Below are 14,879 nucleotides of genomic sequence, written 5' to 3'. Positions count from 1 at the left end.
TCTCACTCATTTCTGTCACTGACAGATTTATTGTTTTTTCATTGTTCAGTACTACAACCTCAGTTGTAGTGCCCTGCACATTGGTTCGTCTTGTTCAGTTTTCAAAGGTCTTTGTCACTCAATCTCTTTCAAGTGACAACTATATTAGTATATCACAGCCGCTTTCGCTTGTCAACACTTTTTTGAAACTTTTTTTAACTTTTTTCATCCAGTGTTTCAACTGCAATACACCATAGTCCGTACGGGATTCGAACCCGTGTTACCGCCGTGAAAAGGCGGTGTCTTAACCCCTTGACCAACGGACCGGAGTTGTTATTTTCAACTCTTACTATTATACCGACTTTTTCTTACTTGTCAACACCTTTTTGAAACTTTTTTTCACCAACCTTTGAAGACTATCTCTAACTCCCTGAGAAGAGACTTGCGACCTTTGAAGCGTTCTACTGAGAACTATTGCTTACGATTATAATCAGGTTTTTCTTTGTGAAACATAGGGATTACCTCACAACTCTTCTTACCTCTATTATACGATTATACGACTTTACACAAAGAAAAGCCCTTAGAAACTTGAGTTCTAAGGACTTTGTCTTCAATCTGAACAGAGAAAACATCAGTTTTCTCTGTTAGCGTTCATTATGTTTACTTTTCTTCAGTCATTTTAGATTTTACTTCATCATAAGATAGTGCATGTGATTCTTCTTCTGTTGCTTCAGGCATCTTACCTGTTTCGTAAAGAGATTTAATTTGTGTACTATCTAATGTTTCGTATTTCAATAATGCTTCTGCAATTAACTTATGAGTTTCACGATTTGATTGAATAATCTCAGCCGCTTTATTACGTGCTTCATTTAACAATGCACGAACTTCTTCGTCAATTTCATAAGCTGTACGCTCTGAAATAGATTTTTGTGGAGTTTGAGCACCAAACATTGCATGATTACCTTCGTACTGAACTGGACCAAGTTTTTCACTCATACCATACTCAGTAACCATAGCACGCGCCATCTGTGTAGCTTGTTCAAAGTCGTTGGATGCGCCTGTCGTTTGGACATTGAAGATGATTTCTTCAGCAACACGTCCCCCCATCAAACCAGCTAATTGTTCTTTCATATCTTCTTTAGATAGTAGCATTTGATCTTCTTTTGGAAGAGCAATCATATAACCACCTGCACGACCACGAGGAACGATTGTTACCTTATGAACGACACGTGCATTTGACAAGACGAGACCAACAATTGTATGTCCTGCCTCATGATAAGCAACCATCTCACGTTCTTTTTGAGAAACAGTTTTATCCTTCTTAGAAGGTCCAGCGATAACACGATCTTCAGCTTCATCAATATCTGAAGCATCAATGACTGATTTGTTACGACGGGCAGCAACCAAAGCTGCTTCGTTCAATACATTTTCTAAATCAGCTCCAACAAAACCTGGTGTTTGTTGTGCCACCAATTTCAAATCTACATCTTCTGCTAAAGGTTTATTTCTAGCGTGGACTTTCAGAATTGCTTCGCGTCCCTTAACATCTGGACGACCAACCAATACTTTTCTATCAAAACGACCTGGACGAAGAAGGGCCGGATCTAGAACATCTGAACGGTTGGTTGCCGCAATAACAATGATTCCTTCATTTCCTTCAAAACCATCCATTTCAATCAAGAGTTGGTTTAGGGTTTGTTCACGTTCGTCATTACCTCCACCTAAACCGACACCACGTTGGCGACCAACAGCGTCGATTTCATCAATAAAGATAATAGCTGGTGCTGCTTTTTTAGCGTCCTCAAATAGAGAACGGACACGACTTGCACCGACACCGACGAACATTTCTACAAAGTCAGAACCTGAAATACTAAAGAATGGTACGCCAGCTTCTCCTGCAACTGCTTTAGCAAGTAATGTTTTACCAGTTCCTGGAGGACCCTCTAAGAGAACACCAGCTGGGATACGAGCACCTAATTTTGTAAAGCGTTTTGGATCTTTTAAAAATTCAACAACTTCAACAAGTTCTTGTTTTTCTTCCTCTGCGCCTGCAACATCTGAGAAGCGAACTTTGATGTCTTCTTTGTTAGCAGCTTTAGCTTTACTTCGACCAAAGCTCATTGGATTTCGTCCATTATTTCCTCCCATATTGCCCATCATTGAGAATAGGAAGAAGAATAAGATACCAAATGGTACGATAGACACTAGGATGTTAATCCACATACCACTTGAACTCTCATGTTTCACTTCAATTTGTGTTTGATGTTCACCTGCTAACTTTTGTAAATCAGCAACAGTGGTATCTGATGGTAGGATAATACTAGTAAATTTTTCTACCTTTGTAGCAGAAGGAGTGAAAAATTGAATCCCAGTTTCCTTCTTTTCTGTTTTTGCAGTTTTGTATTCACCTGATACCTCAATAACACTACCGTTTGGCTGATAGGTCATTTCTTTTACGTTATCATTGGTAATTTCCTGCACCAATTCTGAGTACTTTATTTGTTGACTATGACCAGCGGCTCTTCCAGCAAAAAAGTACTGAAATCCTGTCACCAGCAAGAAAATCATCAACAAATAAAGAAATGGATTTTTTATGAAACCATTATTTTGTTTTTGCATTCAACAACTTACCCTTCTATTTTGAGTAAACTTCCTCTTTCAATACGCCTACATAAGGAAGGTTACGATAATTTTCATTATAGTCTAAACCATAGCCTACAACAAACTCATTTGGAATTGTAAAGCATGTATAATCTGCTTCAATTTCGACAGTGCGTCCCTCTGGTTTATCCAACATGGTAACAATCTTAACAGAGGCTGCTTCTCTTGCAGTAAACATGTCTCTCAAGCTCTTCAAAGTTTGACCAGTATCGATAATATCTTCTACAAAGACAACATGTCGACCTTTAATATCTTGAGTTACGTCTTGTTTGATATTAATGACACCACTACTTACAGTCCCACCATGATAACTAGAGACCATCATAAAGTCCATTTCAAGATGTGTATCAATATATTTGATTAATTCAGCCATAAAAGGAATAGAACCTTTTAAAATCCCAACCAAAATTGGATTCTTGCCTTCGTAATCCTTTGTCAACTGAGCACCCAATTTTTTAGCTGCTTCTGTAATTTCATCTTGTGAAATCAAAATTTTCTTGATATCTTTTTCTAACATGATTTTACCTATCTATTTTTTCTATATAAAGTACAGTGTTCATTATATCATTTTTCATTTTTTTACTCAAATCACTAGTTTCAATTCCTAAAACTGAACAAATTTGACCTGATTGCTCAATGATTATCACTTTTTCCCGTTTTTCTTTAGGGATTTTTAAATCAATAAAAAGTCGTCTTAGTTTTTTTCGATGTCCATTTTTTATCAGATAGTCACCTGAATGACGGTGCCGTAAAATTAAGGATGTTTCCCGTGAAACATATATTTTTTGAACTCTATCTCCTTCTATAGGAAGTCCAAATGAAAATAGATATCCTTCATAGTGAACTTGGTTTAGATAGTCTAACACACACTCATTGTTTTTTTCATCAGACTTTGGTCTGATTTTACAAATCTGAAAGTGATCGTATTCCTTTACAAGCTCATAACCATTTTTTAAACTATGGCGATATTGACTCTTGGTTTTCAATATATGATGGATCTGTTGAAATTGTTCTCTTGTTACATTTAAGTTTGCGAATCGACCAAGATAGTGTTGCAATAAAACTCGTTGTGTTTCTTCTGAAAAAGATAAAAACTGAGTTAAATCTTCAATATCTACTGTTTGAGTTAATTCACCGATAGCTGTCTGATAGTCAGATACTTCTTTTCCAAATTCTAGCAAAGCTTTTCTAACTTGAAGATTCTCTGTTTCAATCTGCGGTAAATAGAGATTGCGAACACGGTTGCGAAAATAGTGATTTTCCTGATTTGTGTCATCCTCAAAATGTTCAATTTCAGGAAATTCCTTCTTATAGAAAGAGAGTAAGGGACGAATTAATTCTCCCCTATCAAATTTTTGCTTCTCTTTAATAGCCGATAGATGATGCAACCTAGTGCCCCTGATCAATCTCATAAAAATCGTTTCAACCTGATCATCTGCATGATGAGCCGTTATAAGAGCAGTAGAGGATGTTTCTCTCATCACATCTCTAAAAAATTCATAGCGAAATTGACGAGCGCTCGCTTCTGTAAAAGCTCCAGAGAAGTTAGCTACATAAATCGGAACTCCAACTTGTTCAGCTAGTTTTCTTAATTCATGTTCTTCATTGTCTGACTCTGGTCGTTGTTTATGATTGACATGGACTAAAAAAATCTCAATACCAAGTTCCTTTTTATAAGTTGATAGAAGATGAAAGAGAAACATCGAATCAAGTCCACCAGATAAGGCTATTACAACTTTTGAATGATCTTTAAAATAACCTTTTTCTAGAAAATGATTTAAAAAATTTTGGTCTGTCATTTCAGGACCTCATAGACATCCTTGGCAATTTTAGAAATGGTATCATAATCTGAATTTTTGGTAAAAATTGAAATGATGAAAGGAGACTCTGAATAAACAATAGCAGTGTCATGCTTGTATTCGTCTGCATCCCCAATTTTATGGGCTACCTTAGCAGAAATATCTTTCGCAATCCTCTGATTGTCAAAGGACGTTTGTGATAGAGATTCTAAAACAAAAGCATTCTGATTATAAATAGCCTCCATAACTTGACCAGCCATTTTAGCTGATGCTAACTTATCTGTTACGTTCCACTCTTCACCTGAAATTCTAGCCATCTCCTTTTTAAAGGTCTCATCTGACTTGTTGGTAACATAATATCCAAGAATGTTGTGAGCTACATTATCAGATTCTTTCGCTGTTTTTGATATCAAATCTCTGAAGGGGTATTCTTTGTTGTCTGCTGTTTTAGGAAGACTTCCACTACCTTCAGGCTTATAAGAACCAGGGAAATCATTCACTTCGGAAACATACTTCAGTTTCGTGTCAAGTTGGTAATCACCTTGATTGATTTTTTCTTGAACATAATAAAGATAAGGCAATTTCATAACACTAGCAGCGTACATTTTTTGATCTTCATTAATCCCAGCTTCCTTACCCGTGCTCAATTGTTTCACATAAATAGAAAACTGTTCATTTCGATAATTCGCAGATAACAACTCTTGTACTTTCTGGATACGATTGTCATCATTGGAAATGTAATCCGTCGAAACCCAACCAATTTGTTTAATATGTAAAAATTCCCGTCCCTCAGCAAACACTGACATATCCACTTCAACCTCTTGATAAGGAGCTAAAGTAGTTGTTTTTTCTATTTGATCATAGGGACTATTGTAAATGAAAAATCCAGGTTCTAACCATACTTTTTGGGATAGAGAATTTATTTTTGATGCATCATATAGAAGTCTTTTGTCTGCAGCAACAAACTGATTATTAGATAATTTAAAGACAGGTTGACCTTGTCCATTTAACCGCCATTCTAGAATAGTTAATGTTGTTTCTGCTGTAACTTTCCCTGACTCTTTTATCAAATCATCTGAAGCATAAATGGACGTTTCACCATAAAACTTAGGGGATTCAATTATATCTTGATAATAAAAATGATATGTAGCATGAGTTAAGGAATAAATTTCTTGATTTGGAATGATAACTGGATTCTCAGTGCTTACTACTTGGATACTTTTAAAGAAAATAGGAAGTAGTAATATCACTAAAAATTTACGCATTCTTTTTTTCCTCTTCTTCCTGAAGTCGTAGCAGATGATTCTTCTGAGATAACTCTTCTAATTTTTCATCTGATAAACTTAAAAATTGTTCAACAATATCTAATAAATTTTCCATATTCTATTACCTAGGAAGCAAGTCCGGGATGGTGTATACTTCCTCCCATGATTTTGAATAATAATATTTAGCACGCAAATATTTAGCTGCGTAAGTTTCGTCCTTTAGTTTTGTTGCAAGATTTGATTCTTTATCTTTTTCATCGCTCAATTCTTGATACTGCTTTTTCAAGTCAGATAACTGTTGGCGACGTTCGAGTAGTTGCTGATAACTTTGAGTCAAATTATAGCTTGGTAGGATAAACAACAATATAATCAAAATCAACACCCAACCCATAAAACGATTTCGTCTTTGTCGTTCTTCCATCAAGTATTTACGACGCTGATGTTCATTTTGAATAAAAGAATTATTCATTTGGACTATTTTTTTATACATCGTTTTCTACCCTTGTTTCGCTGATAATTTCATACATACCTGCGGCATCTTCTTTTTTAGTGCTATCTTTCATTTCTAACACTTTTACAAGCAACAACTTATTTCCGAAACGAATTTCGACTTGGTCGTTGATTTTTAAATCTGTAGAGCTCTTAGCAAGAATACCATTTACCTTGATACGTCCCTTATCTGCAACTTCTTTAGCCACTGTACGGCGCTTAATAATTCTTGATACTTTTAAATATTTATCTAATCTCATCTTTATTACCTCAAACTATTATTGTACCATTTTTCTCCCTTTTATAGAAGAAAAATGTCATACCTAATTTGACTCTTTTGCATTTTTTATGGCCACTAGGGATTCAGCAAAAGTCAACAATCCTTCTAAAATCTCATAATCTTTTTTATTTCGAATATCAAATACAACTTCTATCAAACCTTGATTTTCTGAAATATTAGCCTTCAAACTTGTCTGAGAAAGAGCCTGGAAATAATCTTGTGTTAAAAATAATTGTTGCGAAATTTTTTCAAATTGAACGATAAGTTTATTATTTTTTCTTTCAACACGATTAACAAATACTTTATCGAGATATGCTTTAGCTAATCCAATTTCTAAAAGGTAAGCAACAACATCTGGATATTCTCCAAAACGATCGATCAACTCATCTTGTAATTCTTCATAGTTGACACGATTGTCAATCTGACGAATTCTCTTGTAAATTTCAATTTTATGCCGTTCATCAGAAATATATTCATCTGGGAGATAGGCATCAATTTGCAGAAGTAATTCAGCATTTCCTTTTTCACGTTTTTTATCAGTTCCGTTTTTCTTAGCTATCGCTTCTTCCAGCAACTGAGAATACAACTCAAAACCAACAGAATCAATAAAACCTGACTGCGAACTACCTAAAAGATTACCCGCTCCACGAATGGATAAATCGCGCATAGCGATTTTGAAACCAGAACCCAATTCGGTAAATCCCTTGATAGCTTCTAATCTCTTTTCTGAAACTTCTGTCAAAGATTTGTCAGGTCGATACATAAGATAGGCATAGGCAATTCGATTACTTCGACCAACTCGACCTCTAAGTTGATACAAAGTTGACAATCCCATGTGGTCTGCATTTTCTATAAACAAGGTATTTGCATTTGGAATGTCTACACCTGTTTCAATGATTGTCGTGGTTACTAAAATATCATATTGTCCTTCAATGAAATCAAGAAGTGTATTTTCTAAGCGAATTTCACTCATTTGACCATGGACAAATCCAATAGAAGCTTCTGGAATAAGTTCTTGTAACTCTGAAACCTTCTTTTCAATCGTGTCAACTTTGTTGTAAAGATAGTAAACTTGACCACCACGATCCATTTCTCTCAATACAGCATCTCGAATGACACGATCATTCTGTTCAAGGACATAGGTTTGTACAGGATATCGATTGGTTGGAGGAGTTTCGATGACTGATAAATCTCGGATACCTAGCATAGACATATGAAGAGTTCGAGGAATTGGTGTAGCTGTCAAGGTTAAGACATCAACTTTCTTTTTTAATTCCTTCAAAGCTTCCTTATGCTTGACACCAAAACGTTGTTCTTCATCGATGATGATCAATCCTAAATCTGCAAAGTGCACATCTTTAGATAAAACTCGATGAGTTCCTATGAGGATATCTACTTGACCTTTTTTCAATTTTTCAAGTGTTTCAGTCTGTTCTTTTTTACTTCTAAAGCGACTCAAAACATCTACATTTACAGCAAACTGTTCAAATCTTTCCTTGAAATTACTGTAATGTTGCTGCGCCAAAACTGTAGTAGGTACTAAAACAACAACCTGTTTATGATCGTTGACAGCCTTAAAAGCAGCTCGCATTGCTACTTCTGTCTTACCAAAACCAACATCTCCAACTAAAAGTCGATCCATTGGTTGAGAAGCCTGCATATCCTTTTTAATTTCATCTATGCTTCGAAGTTGATCCTCGGTTTCAACATAATGGAAAGCCGCATCAAAAGCAACTTGATCTTCATCATCTTTTGAAAATGCAAAACCTTCAAGTTGACTTCTCTCTGCATATAACTTAATTAAGTCATCTGCAATATCTTCAACTTGATTTTTGACTTTTTGTTTAGCTTTTTTAAAACGTCCATCGTTTAATTTGTTTAACTTTGGAGCCTTACCATCACTTGAAACATACTTAGAAAGAGTCTGTATCTGCTCTACTGGTATAGAAATTCGATCTCCATTTTGATATTGGATACTTACATAATCTCGGTGAATCCCTTTGAGTTCAATCGTTTCGATTCCTAAATATTGGCCAATACCATGAATTTGGTGAACAACATAGTCTCCTTTTTGGAGCTCATTATAATCTTTCAGACGCTCAGCATTACTGATATTTTGTATTCTATATTTACGTTTAATCTTCTTCTTGAAAATTTCATATTCAGTGATAAATACAAGATTTTCATCTACAAAATGAAAGCCATGACGAAGATTTCCTTCAACAAGATTTACAGTTCCTTTACAGATTTCACTTTGATTACTATTGTCAATTTTAATGTTATATTCATCAAGAATCGTTGACAATTTTTTTAGTTCATTCTCGCTACTTGACTGAAGAACAATCGTATACTTTAATTTTTTATAACGCTCAACTTCTTCTTTCAGAAAAGAAAACTGATTGAAGAACTCTTGCATTGGATATTGATTAAATTGATAAAGATGATCAAATTTTAGATTTCCAAGTCCCTTTTGAAAATTAGAAAAGAAGCTAGCTGGTAAATATTTTTTAAATTGAATTTCTACATCAGCAAAGTATTGTAAACTTGATACAGCTTTACTATTATGTAAATCTTCTGTAAAGTAGCTAGCTGTTTCCTTATCAAAAACATCATACTGATTCATGATTTTTTGAAAATCATCAAAGATAATAGGCGCTTGGTTCAAGTAGTCAATCAAGGTCCACTGTTTTTTATACAAAACAGATAAAAACTTTCGAATATCTGCATGAAAAACTTGCTCTTTCGTGCAACTAAAAACTTCTTCTAGGTAAGACTTTACAGTTGGTGACAATGTCTTGTCAATCTCTTTTTCTAAAAATTCCTGACCACGATGATAATCTTCAGCAGTTAGTAAAATATCACTAGCGGGATATATAGAAATTTCAGGGCGATCTTCCTTTGATAATTGTGTCTCTGCATCAAATTCTCTAATTCCATCTATTTCATCACCAAAAAATTCTATTCGGTAAGGAGATAGTTGAGAAGTTTCAAATATATCCAGGATATCTCCACGAAGGCTAAATTCTCCCTGACTTTGAACTTGTGTAACTTTCTTATAACCAAGAGAAATTAAGTGATTTTTTAATTCTCTTTGTTCGCATTCCTGGCCCACTTGAAGTTCTAAGATACTATTATCAAAAACTTGAGGATTTGGTAAGAATACCCGACTAGCTGCGACGTTACAAACTAAAATCCCTCTTTGAGACTTATCTCGTAGAAACCGCAGAGCTTCAACCCGAGAAAAAATCTTTTCCTGAGATGATACCAAAAATTCGACCATTGGTGAATCATCTACTAGAAATGGATAAACCAGATCCGAACCTAGTATAGAGATTAGATCATTGACCAGACGCTCAGCCTCTCCATATGTAGAAGTCATCACTAAAACCTTATCCTGACTCTTCAGACTACTAGCAATAGCTAAAGATTTTGCTGATCCAGAAAGACCTAGCAATAATTGTCTTTGTTTCTGTGGTAGGTTCTCATGCCAAGATAGGATTTGTTTATTCTCTAAAAAGAAATCGATTAATGCCATTTCCTTACCCATTATATTTCTGCATCGTCTTTTCAAAGTTTTTTTCTTGTAAATAATAATTTACAGCATCGTCAACCTTGTCAATAGATTGTAAAATACCAATATAATCTTCTTGATCAAACTTACTCAAAACATGGTGAACAACAGACATTCCTTTTTTAGGTCTACCTATACCAATCTTTACACGATTGAAAACCTGTGTACCAATATGTTGGATAATTGACTTGATACCATTATGACCGCCAGCTGATCCTTTAGCGCGAAGTCGAATTTTTCCTACTTCCATGTCAAGATCATCGTAAATAATCAGTAAATCTTCAATATCTAAACCATAATAGGTTAATAAAGCATGAACTGCTTTCCCACTTTCATTCATAAAAGTTGTTGGTTTCACTAGATAAATTTTTTCACCATTAAGGAAAAATGAAGCTAATTCAGCTTGGAATATTTTATCGTGTGTAAAGGATACATTCTGTTTTTTTGCTAGTTGATCAATCAGCATAAAACCAACGTTGTGTTTGGTTTCAAAATATTTATCTCCTGGATTTCCCAATCCTACAAGCAATTTTGTCATTTTAATTTCCTTTCAAAAGTCAAAAGGGTTGGAATTTTTTTCCAACCTAATTGACATTATTTTAAATATTGATTAAACGTTAAAGCGGAATTCCATAATATCGCCATCTTGCACGACATATTCTTTTCCTTCTTCACGCAAACGTCCAGCTTCTTTTACAGCCTTTTCAGAGCCATATTTTACCAAATCGTCATAAGACATGGTCACTGCACGAATAAATCCTTTTTCAAAGTCAGAGTGGATGATACCAGCTGCTTGAGGAGCTTTCATGCCACGTTTAAAGGTCCATGCACGAACCTCTTTTTCACCAGCTGTGAAGTAAGTTCCAAGTCCTAGTAGATGATAAGCAGCTCGAGTCAACTTATCTACACCTGATTCTGTCAATCCAATGGCTTCAAGAAACTCTTTTTTATCTTCATCGTCTAACTCAGAAATTTCTTCTTCAGCACGTGCAGAAATAACCACTACCTCTGCATTTTCTGTTGCTGCGAATTCACGAATTTGCTTCACATAATCGATAGATTCTGGGTCTCCAACCACATCCTCATCAACGTTAGCTACATAAAGAACTGGTTTCGTTGTCAAGAGAAAGAGTCCTTTAACAACTTTTTGATCTTCATCTGTAAATTCAATGGTACGAGCTGATTTTCCATCTTCAAGAACAGGTTTAATCTTTTGAAGAACGTTAAATTCTGCAACTGATTCCTTATCTTTTTGCGTACGCGCCATTTTTTCTACACGCGCATAGCGTTTATTGACTGATTCTAAATCAGCAAGAATCAACTCTAGGTTAATGGTATCAATATCTGCTAGCGGATCCACAAAGGCATCTTCACGACCTTGCTCACGCATGACATTTTCATCATCAAAGGCACGAACCACATGAACAATCGCATCAACTTCACGGATGTTGGCCAAAAATTTATTCCCAAGACCTTCTCCTCTTGATGCTCCTTTTACAATCCCTGCAATATCTGTAAATTCAAAGGTTGTTGGAACTGTCTTTTTAGGAGTAATCATTTCCGTCAATTTTTGGAGGCGTTCATCTGGAACTTCTACCATTCCAACGTTTGGATCAATGGTCGCAAAAGGATAGTTTGCAGCCTCTGCTCCTGCTTTTGTAATTGCATTAAATAGGGTTGATTTACCAACGTTTGGTAAACCTACAATACCTGCTGTTAAAGCCATAGTTTCTCATTCTCCGTTCACATTTCAATCTTCAATATTATAACACAAAAAGGGAAAACTTGCTAACCCTCTTACTATGGGGTTCCTAGTCGATGATTTTGTTCATTTTTCTTTCAAAATCATAGCGACTCATCATGACCACATGATCACAATTGCTACATTTTATTTTGATATCTGCACCAACACGGGTAATTTCCCAGCGATTGGCTTTTTTACCTGTTGATTTGATTGTACAAGCGTGTGGTTTTTTCATTTCAACAAAATTTCCAACTTGATACATAGTTAATCTCCTTTTCTATTTTTGATTATATCATAAAAGAGGCGAGCTAGGCTCAACCTCTTTCCATTAATTTGTACGAACTGGTGTAATCAGCTGCATGAACTCTTCATCTGTATCAGCTGGAACCAGAGTAAATGGACGAACTGCTGAAATAAAGCTGATTGTAACTTTTTCGCTATTCAAAGCTTTTAGTGCTTCAATCAAATAAGTTGGGTTGAAACTAATCGTCAAATCAGCACCACTTACATTTTCAGTATCAATTTCTTCGTTTACTTTGCCTACTTCTGGAGAATGAACATGGGCACTTACAACTCCTTCTTTAATTTCTAATTTAACAGTACCATTTTGTGTCGCACTTGATAAGAGACGAGCACGTTCCATAGATTGACGTAGTTTAGCAACGTCAAAAGTAACTGTTGTATTGAAATCTGTTGGAATCAAACGATCTGTATCTGGATAATTCCCTTCTAAGAGACGTGTGTAGAAGCTAATATTTTCACTTCTAAAGAGAATTTGGTTGTTTGCGAAGAAAATCTCTACTGTTTCGATATCATCCGTAAAAACAGCTGAAAATTCACGTAGCGAACGACTTGGGATGACAACATCAAAATCATCGCTATTTTTTTCAAGAGTCAACTTTTTCTGACTGAGACGGTGAGAGTCTGTCGCAACTGTTTTTAATTCTTTATGATTGCTCAAGACAAAATGTACCCCCGTCAAAATAGGACGGCTTTCTTGGGTACTAGCTGCAAAAGCTGTTTCATTGATAATCTTTTTAAGAAGTTTTGTTTCAAGAACTAAAGGATTACTTGCGGAAATTTCTTGGATACGTGGATACTGCTCGCTATCCTTTCCTTTTAGGGTAATTTCTGATTTACCACTTGTTAAGACAATCTGCTTTTGTTCAATTTCTTTAAAATCAAGTGTCACATCTGGAAGGCTTGAAACAACATTGATAAAGAAAGAGGCTTCCAGTAGAACTGATCCTAAAGAATTAATCAAGAGACCTGCATTTTCATTTTTTTGCGAAATGAAATTTTCGATTGAGATTTGACCATTTGATCCAATCAAGGTAATTCCTTCATTGGTAACATCAATTTTCACAGTTGATAAAATAGGAATAGCATTTTTTGAGCTAATAGCTCTTTTTGTTGTATTTAAAGCTTGTAAAAATAAATTTTTATTAATTGAAAAATGAATCATGGATTCTCCTTTATTCTTTTTATTATTAGAAGGATAATAGTAATAATAGAGCGTGTGAAATATGTGGAAAACAGATGCTAATCAAGAAAACTCAAGGAAAGAGCCTTGTTTAAAAAGTGTGGATAAATAAAGAATTTTATCAAAAGTTATCCACAAGTTATTTAATTTTCTTTTTGATTGCTTCGATTTCTAAACGTAAATTATCATCTGTTTCAAGCATGGATTTGATTTTTCCATGGGCATGAATGACCGTTGTGTGGTCTTTGCCACCAAACTCTTTTCCAATTTTAGGAAGGCTATTATCTGTCATTTCTCTGGCTAGGTACATGGCAACTTGACGGGCTAAAACGATATTTTGAACACGTCTAGTTCCCTTCATTTCCTTGACACTAACACCATAAAAGTTTCCAACTTCTGTTTGTATTTTATCAATTGGAATCACAATCATTTTGCTAATGTCTTGTTTGCGAGCACGAATAGCCTCAGCAGCGATGTCTACTGTGATGTTGTTAATCTTTTTGACTTTGGCCATCAAGCTGATGTCGTTGAGTGCACCCTCTAACTCTCTCACATTCGAGTCAAATTGTCCAGCCAAATATTCGAGTGTATCATTCTGAAAATGATAATTGAGATGTTCAGTCTTACTCTGTAAAATCGCAATACGTGTTTCAAAATCAGGTGGTGTGATATCTGTTGTTAATCCCCACGAGAAGCGCGTAACCAGACGTTCAGGAAGACTCTCTAAATGTTCAGGTCTACGGTCGCTTGTCAAAACAATCTGCTTATTATTATTGTGAAGGGCGTTAAATGTATTGAAAAACTCTTCCTGAGTCTGAACTTTCTTTCCACTAAGAGATTGAATATCATCAATGAGTAGGAGATCCAAACTACGATAAGTTTTTTTGAATTTTTCCATATCATTGAGTCTCAAATGCTCTAGGAATTCATTAATGAAGCTTTCAGCAGGTATGTATTTAACACGCGCATTAGGGCTCTTTTTTAGAATTTCATTACCAAGGGCATTTAGTAGGTGAGTTTTTCCAAGACCAGGCCCTCCATAGATAAATAGAGGATTATAAGTTAGTCCAGGATCTTCAGAAACTGCTAAAGCTGCGGACTTAGCCCAAACATTACCATTTCCTTGGACAAAATTATCGAAAGTATACTTTTCCTTGAGTCCAGTTTCAGAATATGGAATAGTGGACGGACTTGTCTGATAATCATTAATAGAATCAGGTTCTATAGCTATTTGAGAGGCAGTTTCTTCAACTTTCGTGAAGACATAATGCGCCTTTATTTCAGTATCATAGATTTCAAAACCTGCTGTTAAAAGGATTCCATTGATATTTCTTTCCCAAAATATCTGCATCTCATCTCGGGGTAAGAAAATCGTTGCAGTGGCATCTTCTACTTTAACCAGGGTTGCATCTAAGATGTAAAAATCATAAACTGATTGAGTCAACCGATCATGCGCAAGTTCTAAAATACGATTCCAAAATTGTTTTTCTTTCAATGATTTTCTCCTCCTTTACTATAAAATTTTAAAGGTTTATTGATAGAATCATTTTACCATAGATAAGATTATTTTTCCACAACTTGTGGAAAACAATTAACAATGTTTTTAGT

General features: G+C 35.2%; 13 protein-coding genes and 1 tRNA gene. All 14 read right to left on the bottom strand.

The genetic code is table 11. The features are described from left to right. Positions 1–233 precede the first annotated feature (233 nt). The 14 genes from QM874_RS08995 to dnaA all read right to left on the bottom strand — a co-directional run bounded on the left by QM874_RS08995 (position 234) and on the right by dnaA (position 14,766). Positions 234–305, bottom strand: a tRNA-Glu gene (locus QM874_RS08995). A 334-nt stretch (positions 306–639) separates the two neighbouring features. Next, the gene (gene ftsH, locus QM874_RS08990) at positions 640–2,598 is read right to left on the bottom strand and encodes an ATP-dependent zinc metalloprotease FtsH (protein WP_414317020.1); all 1,959 of its coding nucleotides are present in this window, start codon (positions 2,596–2,598) and stop codon (positions 640–642) included. Between the two features lie 16 nt (positions 2,599–2,614). Then, the gene (gene hpt, locus QM874_RS08985) at positions 2,615–3,157 is read right to left on the bottom strand and encodes a hypoxanthine phosphoribosyltransferase (RefSeq protein ID WP_414271375.1); all 543 of its coding nucleotides are present in this window, start codon (positions 3,155–3,157) and stop codon (positions 2,615–2,617) included. 4 nt (positions 3,158–3,161) lie between these two features. Continuing rightward, the gene (gene tilS / locus QM874_RS08980; protein WP_414317019.1) at positions 3,162–4,439 is read right to left on the bottom strand and encodes a tRNA lysidine(34) synthetase TilS; all 1,278 of its coding nucleotides are present in this window, start codon (positions 4,437–4,439) and stop codon (positions 3,162–3,164) included. Beyond that, positions 4,436–5,704 (bottom strand): serine hydrolase, encoded by a 1,269-nt coding sequence (locus QM874_RS08975; protein ID WP_414317018.1) that lies wholly within the window; start codon positions 5,702–5,704, stop codon positions 4,436–4,438. Before QM874_RS08975 ends, tilS begins: the two co-directional genes overlap by 4 nt. Further along, positions 5,697–5,819: an SP_0009 family protein gene (locus QM874_RS08970; RefSeq protein ID WP_257374787.1), complete on the bottom strand. Its 123-nt coding sequence runs from the start codon at positions 5,817–5,819 to the stop codon at positions 5,697–5,699. Before QM874_RS08970 ends, QM874_RS08975 begins: the two co-directional genes overlap by 8 nt. Positions 5,820–5,825: 6 nt before the next feature. Next, entirely contained in the window at positions 5,826–6,194 is a 369-nt protein-coding gene (locus QM874_RS08965) for a septum formation initiator family protein (RefSeq protein WP_414317017.1), read from the bottom strand. Beyond that, positions 6,187–6,453, bottom strand: coding sequence for an RNA-binding S4 domain-containing protein (locus QM874_RS08960; RefSeq protein ID WP_001234970.1), 267 nt, complete (start codon positions 6,451–6,453; stop codon positions 6,187–6,189). Before QM874_RS08960 ends, QM874_RS08965 begins: the two co-directional genes overlap by 8 nt. 63 nt (positions 6,454–6,516) lie before the next feature. Further along, a complete protein-coding gene (gene mfd / locus QM874_RS08955; protein WP_414317016.1) occupies positions 6,517–10,020 on the bottom strand; it encodes a transcription-repair coupling factor in 3,504 nt (1,167 codons plus the stop codon). After that, entirely contained in the window at positions 10,013–10,582 is a 570-nt protein-coding gene (gene pth / locus QM874_RS08950; protein ID WP_000163915.1) for an aminoacyl-tRNA hydrolase, read from the bottom strand. Before pth ends, mfd begins: the two co-directional genes overlap by 8 nt. 72 nt (positions 10,583–10,654) lie before the next feature. Beyond that, on the bottom strand, positions 10,655–11,770 hold the full coding sequence (ychF, locus tag QM874_RS08945) for a redox-regulated ATPase YchF (protein WP_414317015.1): 1,116 nt from the start codon (positions 11,768–11,770) through the stop codon (positions 10,655–10,657). Positions 11,771–11,855: 85 nt separating this feature from the next. Further along, on the bottom strand, positions 11,856–12,050 hold the full coding sequence (locus tag QM874_RS08940) for a DUF951 domain-containing protein (protein ID WP_000285188.1): 195 nt from the start codon (positions 12,048–12,050) through the stop codon (positions 11,856–11,858). Between the two features lie 66 nt (positions 12,051–12,116). Then, a complete protein-coding gene (dnaN, locus tag QM874_RS08935) occupies positions 12,117–13,253 on the bottom strand; it encodes a DNA polymerase III subunit beta (protein ID WP_281335678.1) in 1,137 nt (378 codons plus the stop codon). Between the two features lie 157 nt (positions 13,254–13,410). After that, positions 13,411–14,766 carry a chromosomal replication initiator protein DnaA gene (gene dnaA, locus QM874_RS08930; RefSeq protein ID WP_414317014.1) on the bottom strand — a complete coding sequence of 452 codons (1,356 nt, stop codon included), beginning with the start codon at positions 14,764–14,766 and terminating at the stop codon, positions 13,411–13,413. Positions 14,767–14,879: the final 113 nt, after the last annotated feature.

Source organism: Streptococcus infantis (assembly GCF_047463615.1).
GTDB lineage: Bacteria > Bacillota > Bacilli > Lactobacillales > Streptococcaceae > Streptococcus > Streptococcus infantis_X.
This window is presented reverse-complemented; position numbering and strand designations above follow the sequence as displayed.

Coding starts and splice junctions, on each gene's coding strand:
- ftsH (WP_414317020.1), bottom strand. CDS start 2,598: ATGCAAAAACAAAATAATGGTTTCATAAAAAATCCATTTCTTTATTTG.
- hpt (WP_414271375.1), bottom strand. CDS start 3,157: ATGTTAGAAAAAGATATCAAGAAAATTTTGATTTCACAAGATGAAATT.
- tilS (WP_414317019.1), bottom strand. CDS start 4,439: ATGACAGACCAAAATTTTTTAAATCATTTTCTAGAAAAAGGTTATTTT.
- QM874_RS08975 (WP_414317018.1), bottom strand. CDS start 5,704: ATGCGTAAATTTTTAGTGATATTACTACTTCCTATTTTCTTTAAAAGT.
- QM874_RS08970 (WP_257374787.1), bottom strand. CDS start 5,819: ATGGAAAATTTATTAGATATTGTTGAACAATTTTTAAGTTTATCAGAT.
- QM874_RS08965 (WP_414317017.1), bottom strand. CDS start 6,194: ATGTATAAAAAAATAGTCCAAATGAATAATTCTTTTATTCAAAATGAA.
- QM874_RS08960 (WP_001234970.1), bottom strand. CDS start 6,453: ATGAGATTAGATAAATATTTAAAAGTATCAAGAATTATTAAGCGCCGT.
- mfd (WP_414317016.1), bottom strand. CDS start 10,020: ATGGGTAAGGAAATGGCATTAATCGATTTCTTTTTAGAGAATAAACAA.
- pth (WP_000163915.1), bottom strand. CDS start 10,582: ATGACAAAATTGCTTGTAGGATTGGGAAATCCAGGAGATAAATATTTT.
- ychF (WP_414317015.1), bottom strand. CDS start 11,770: ATGGCTTTAACAGCAGGTATTGTAGGTTTACCAAACGTTGGTAAATCA.
- QM874_RS08940 (WP_000285188.1), bottom strand. CDS start 12,050: ATGTATCAAGTTGGAAATTTTGTTGAAATGAAAAAACCACACGCTTGT.
- dnaN (WP_281335678.1), bottom strand. CDS start 13,253: ATGATTCATTTTTCAATTAATAAAAATTTATTTTTACAAGCTTTAAAT.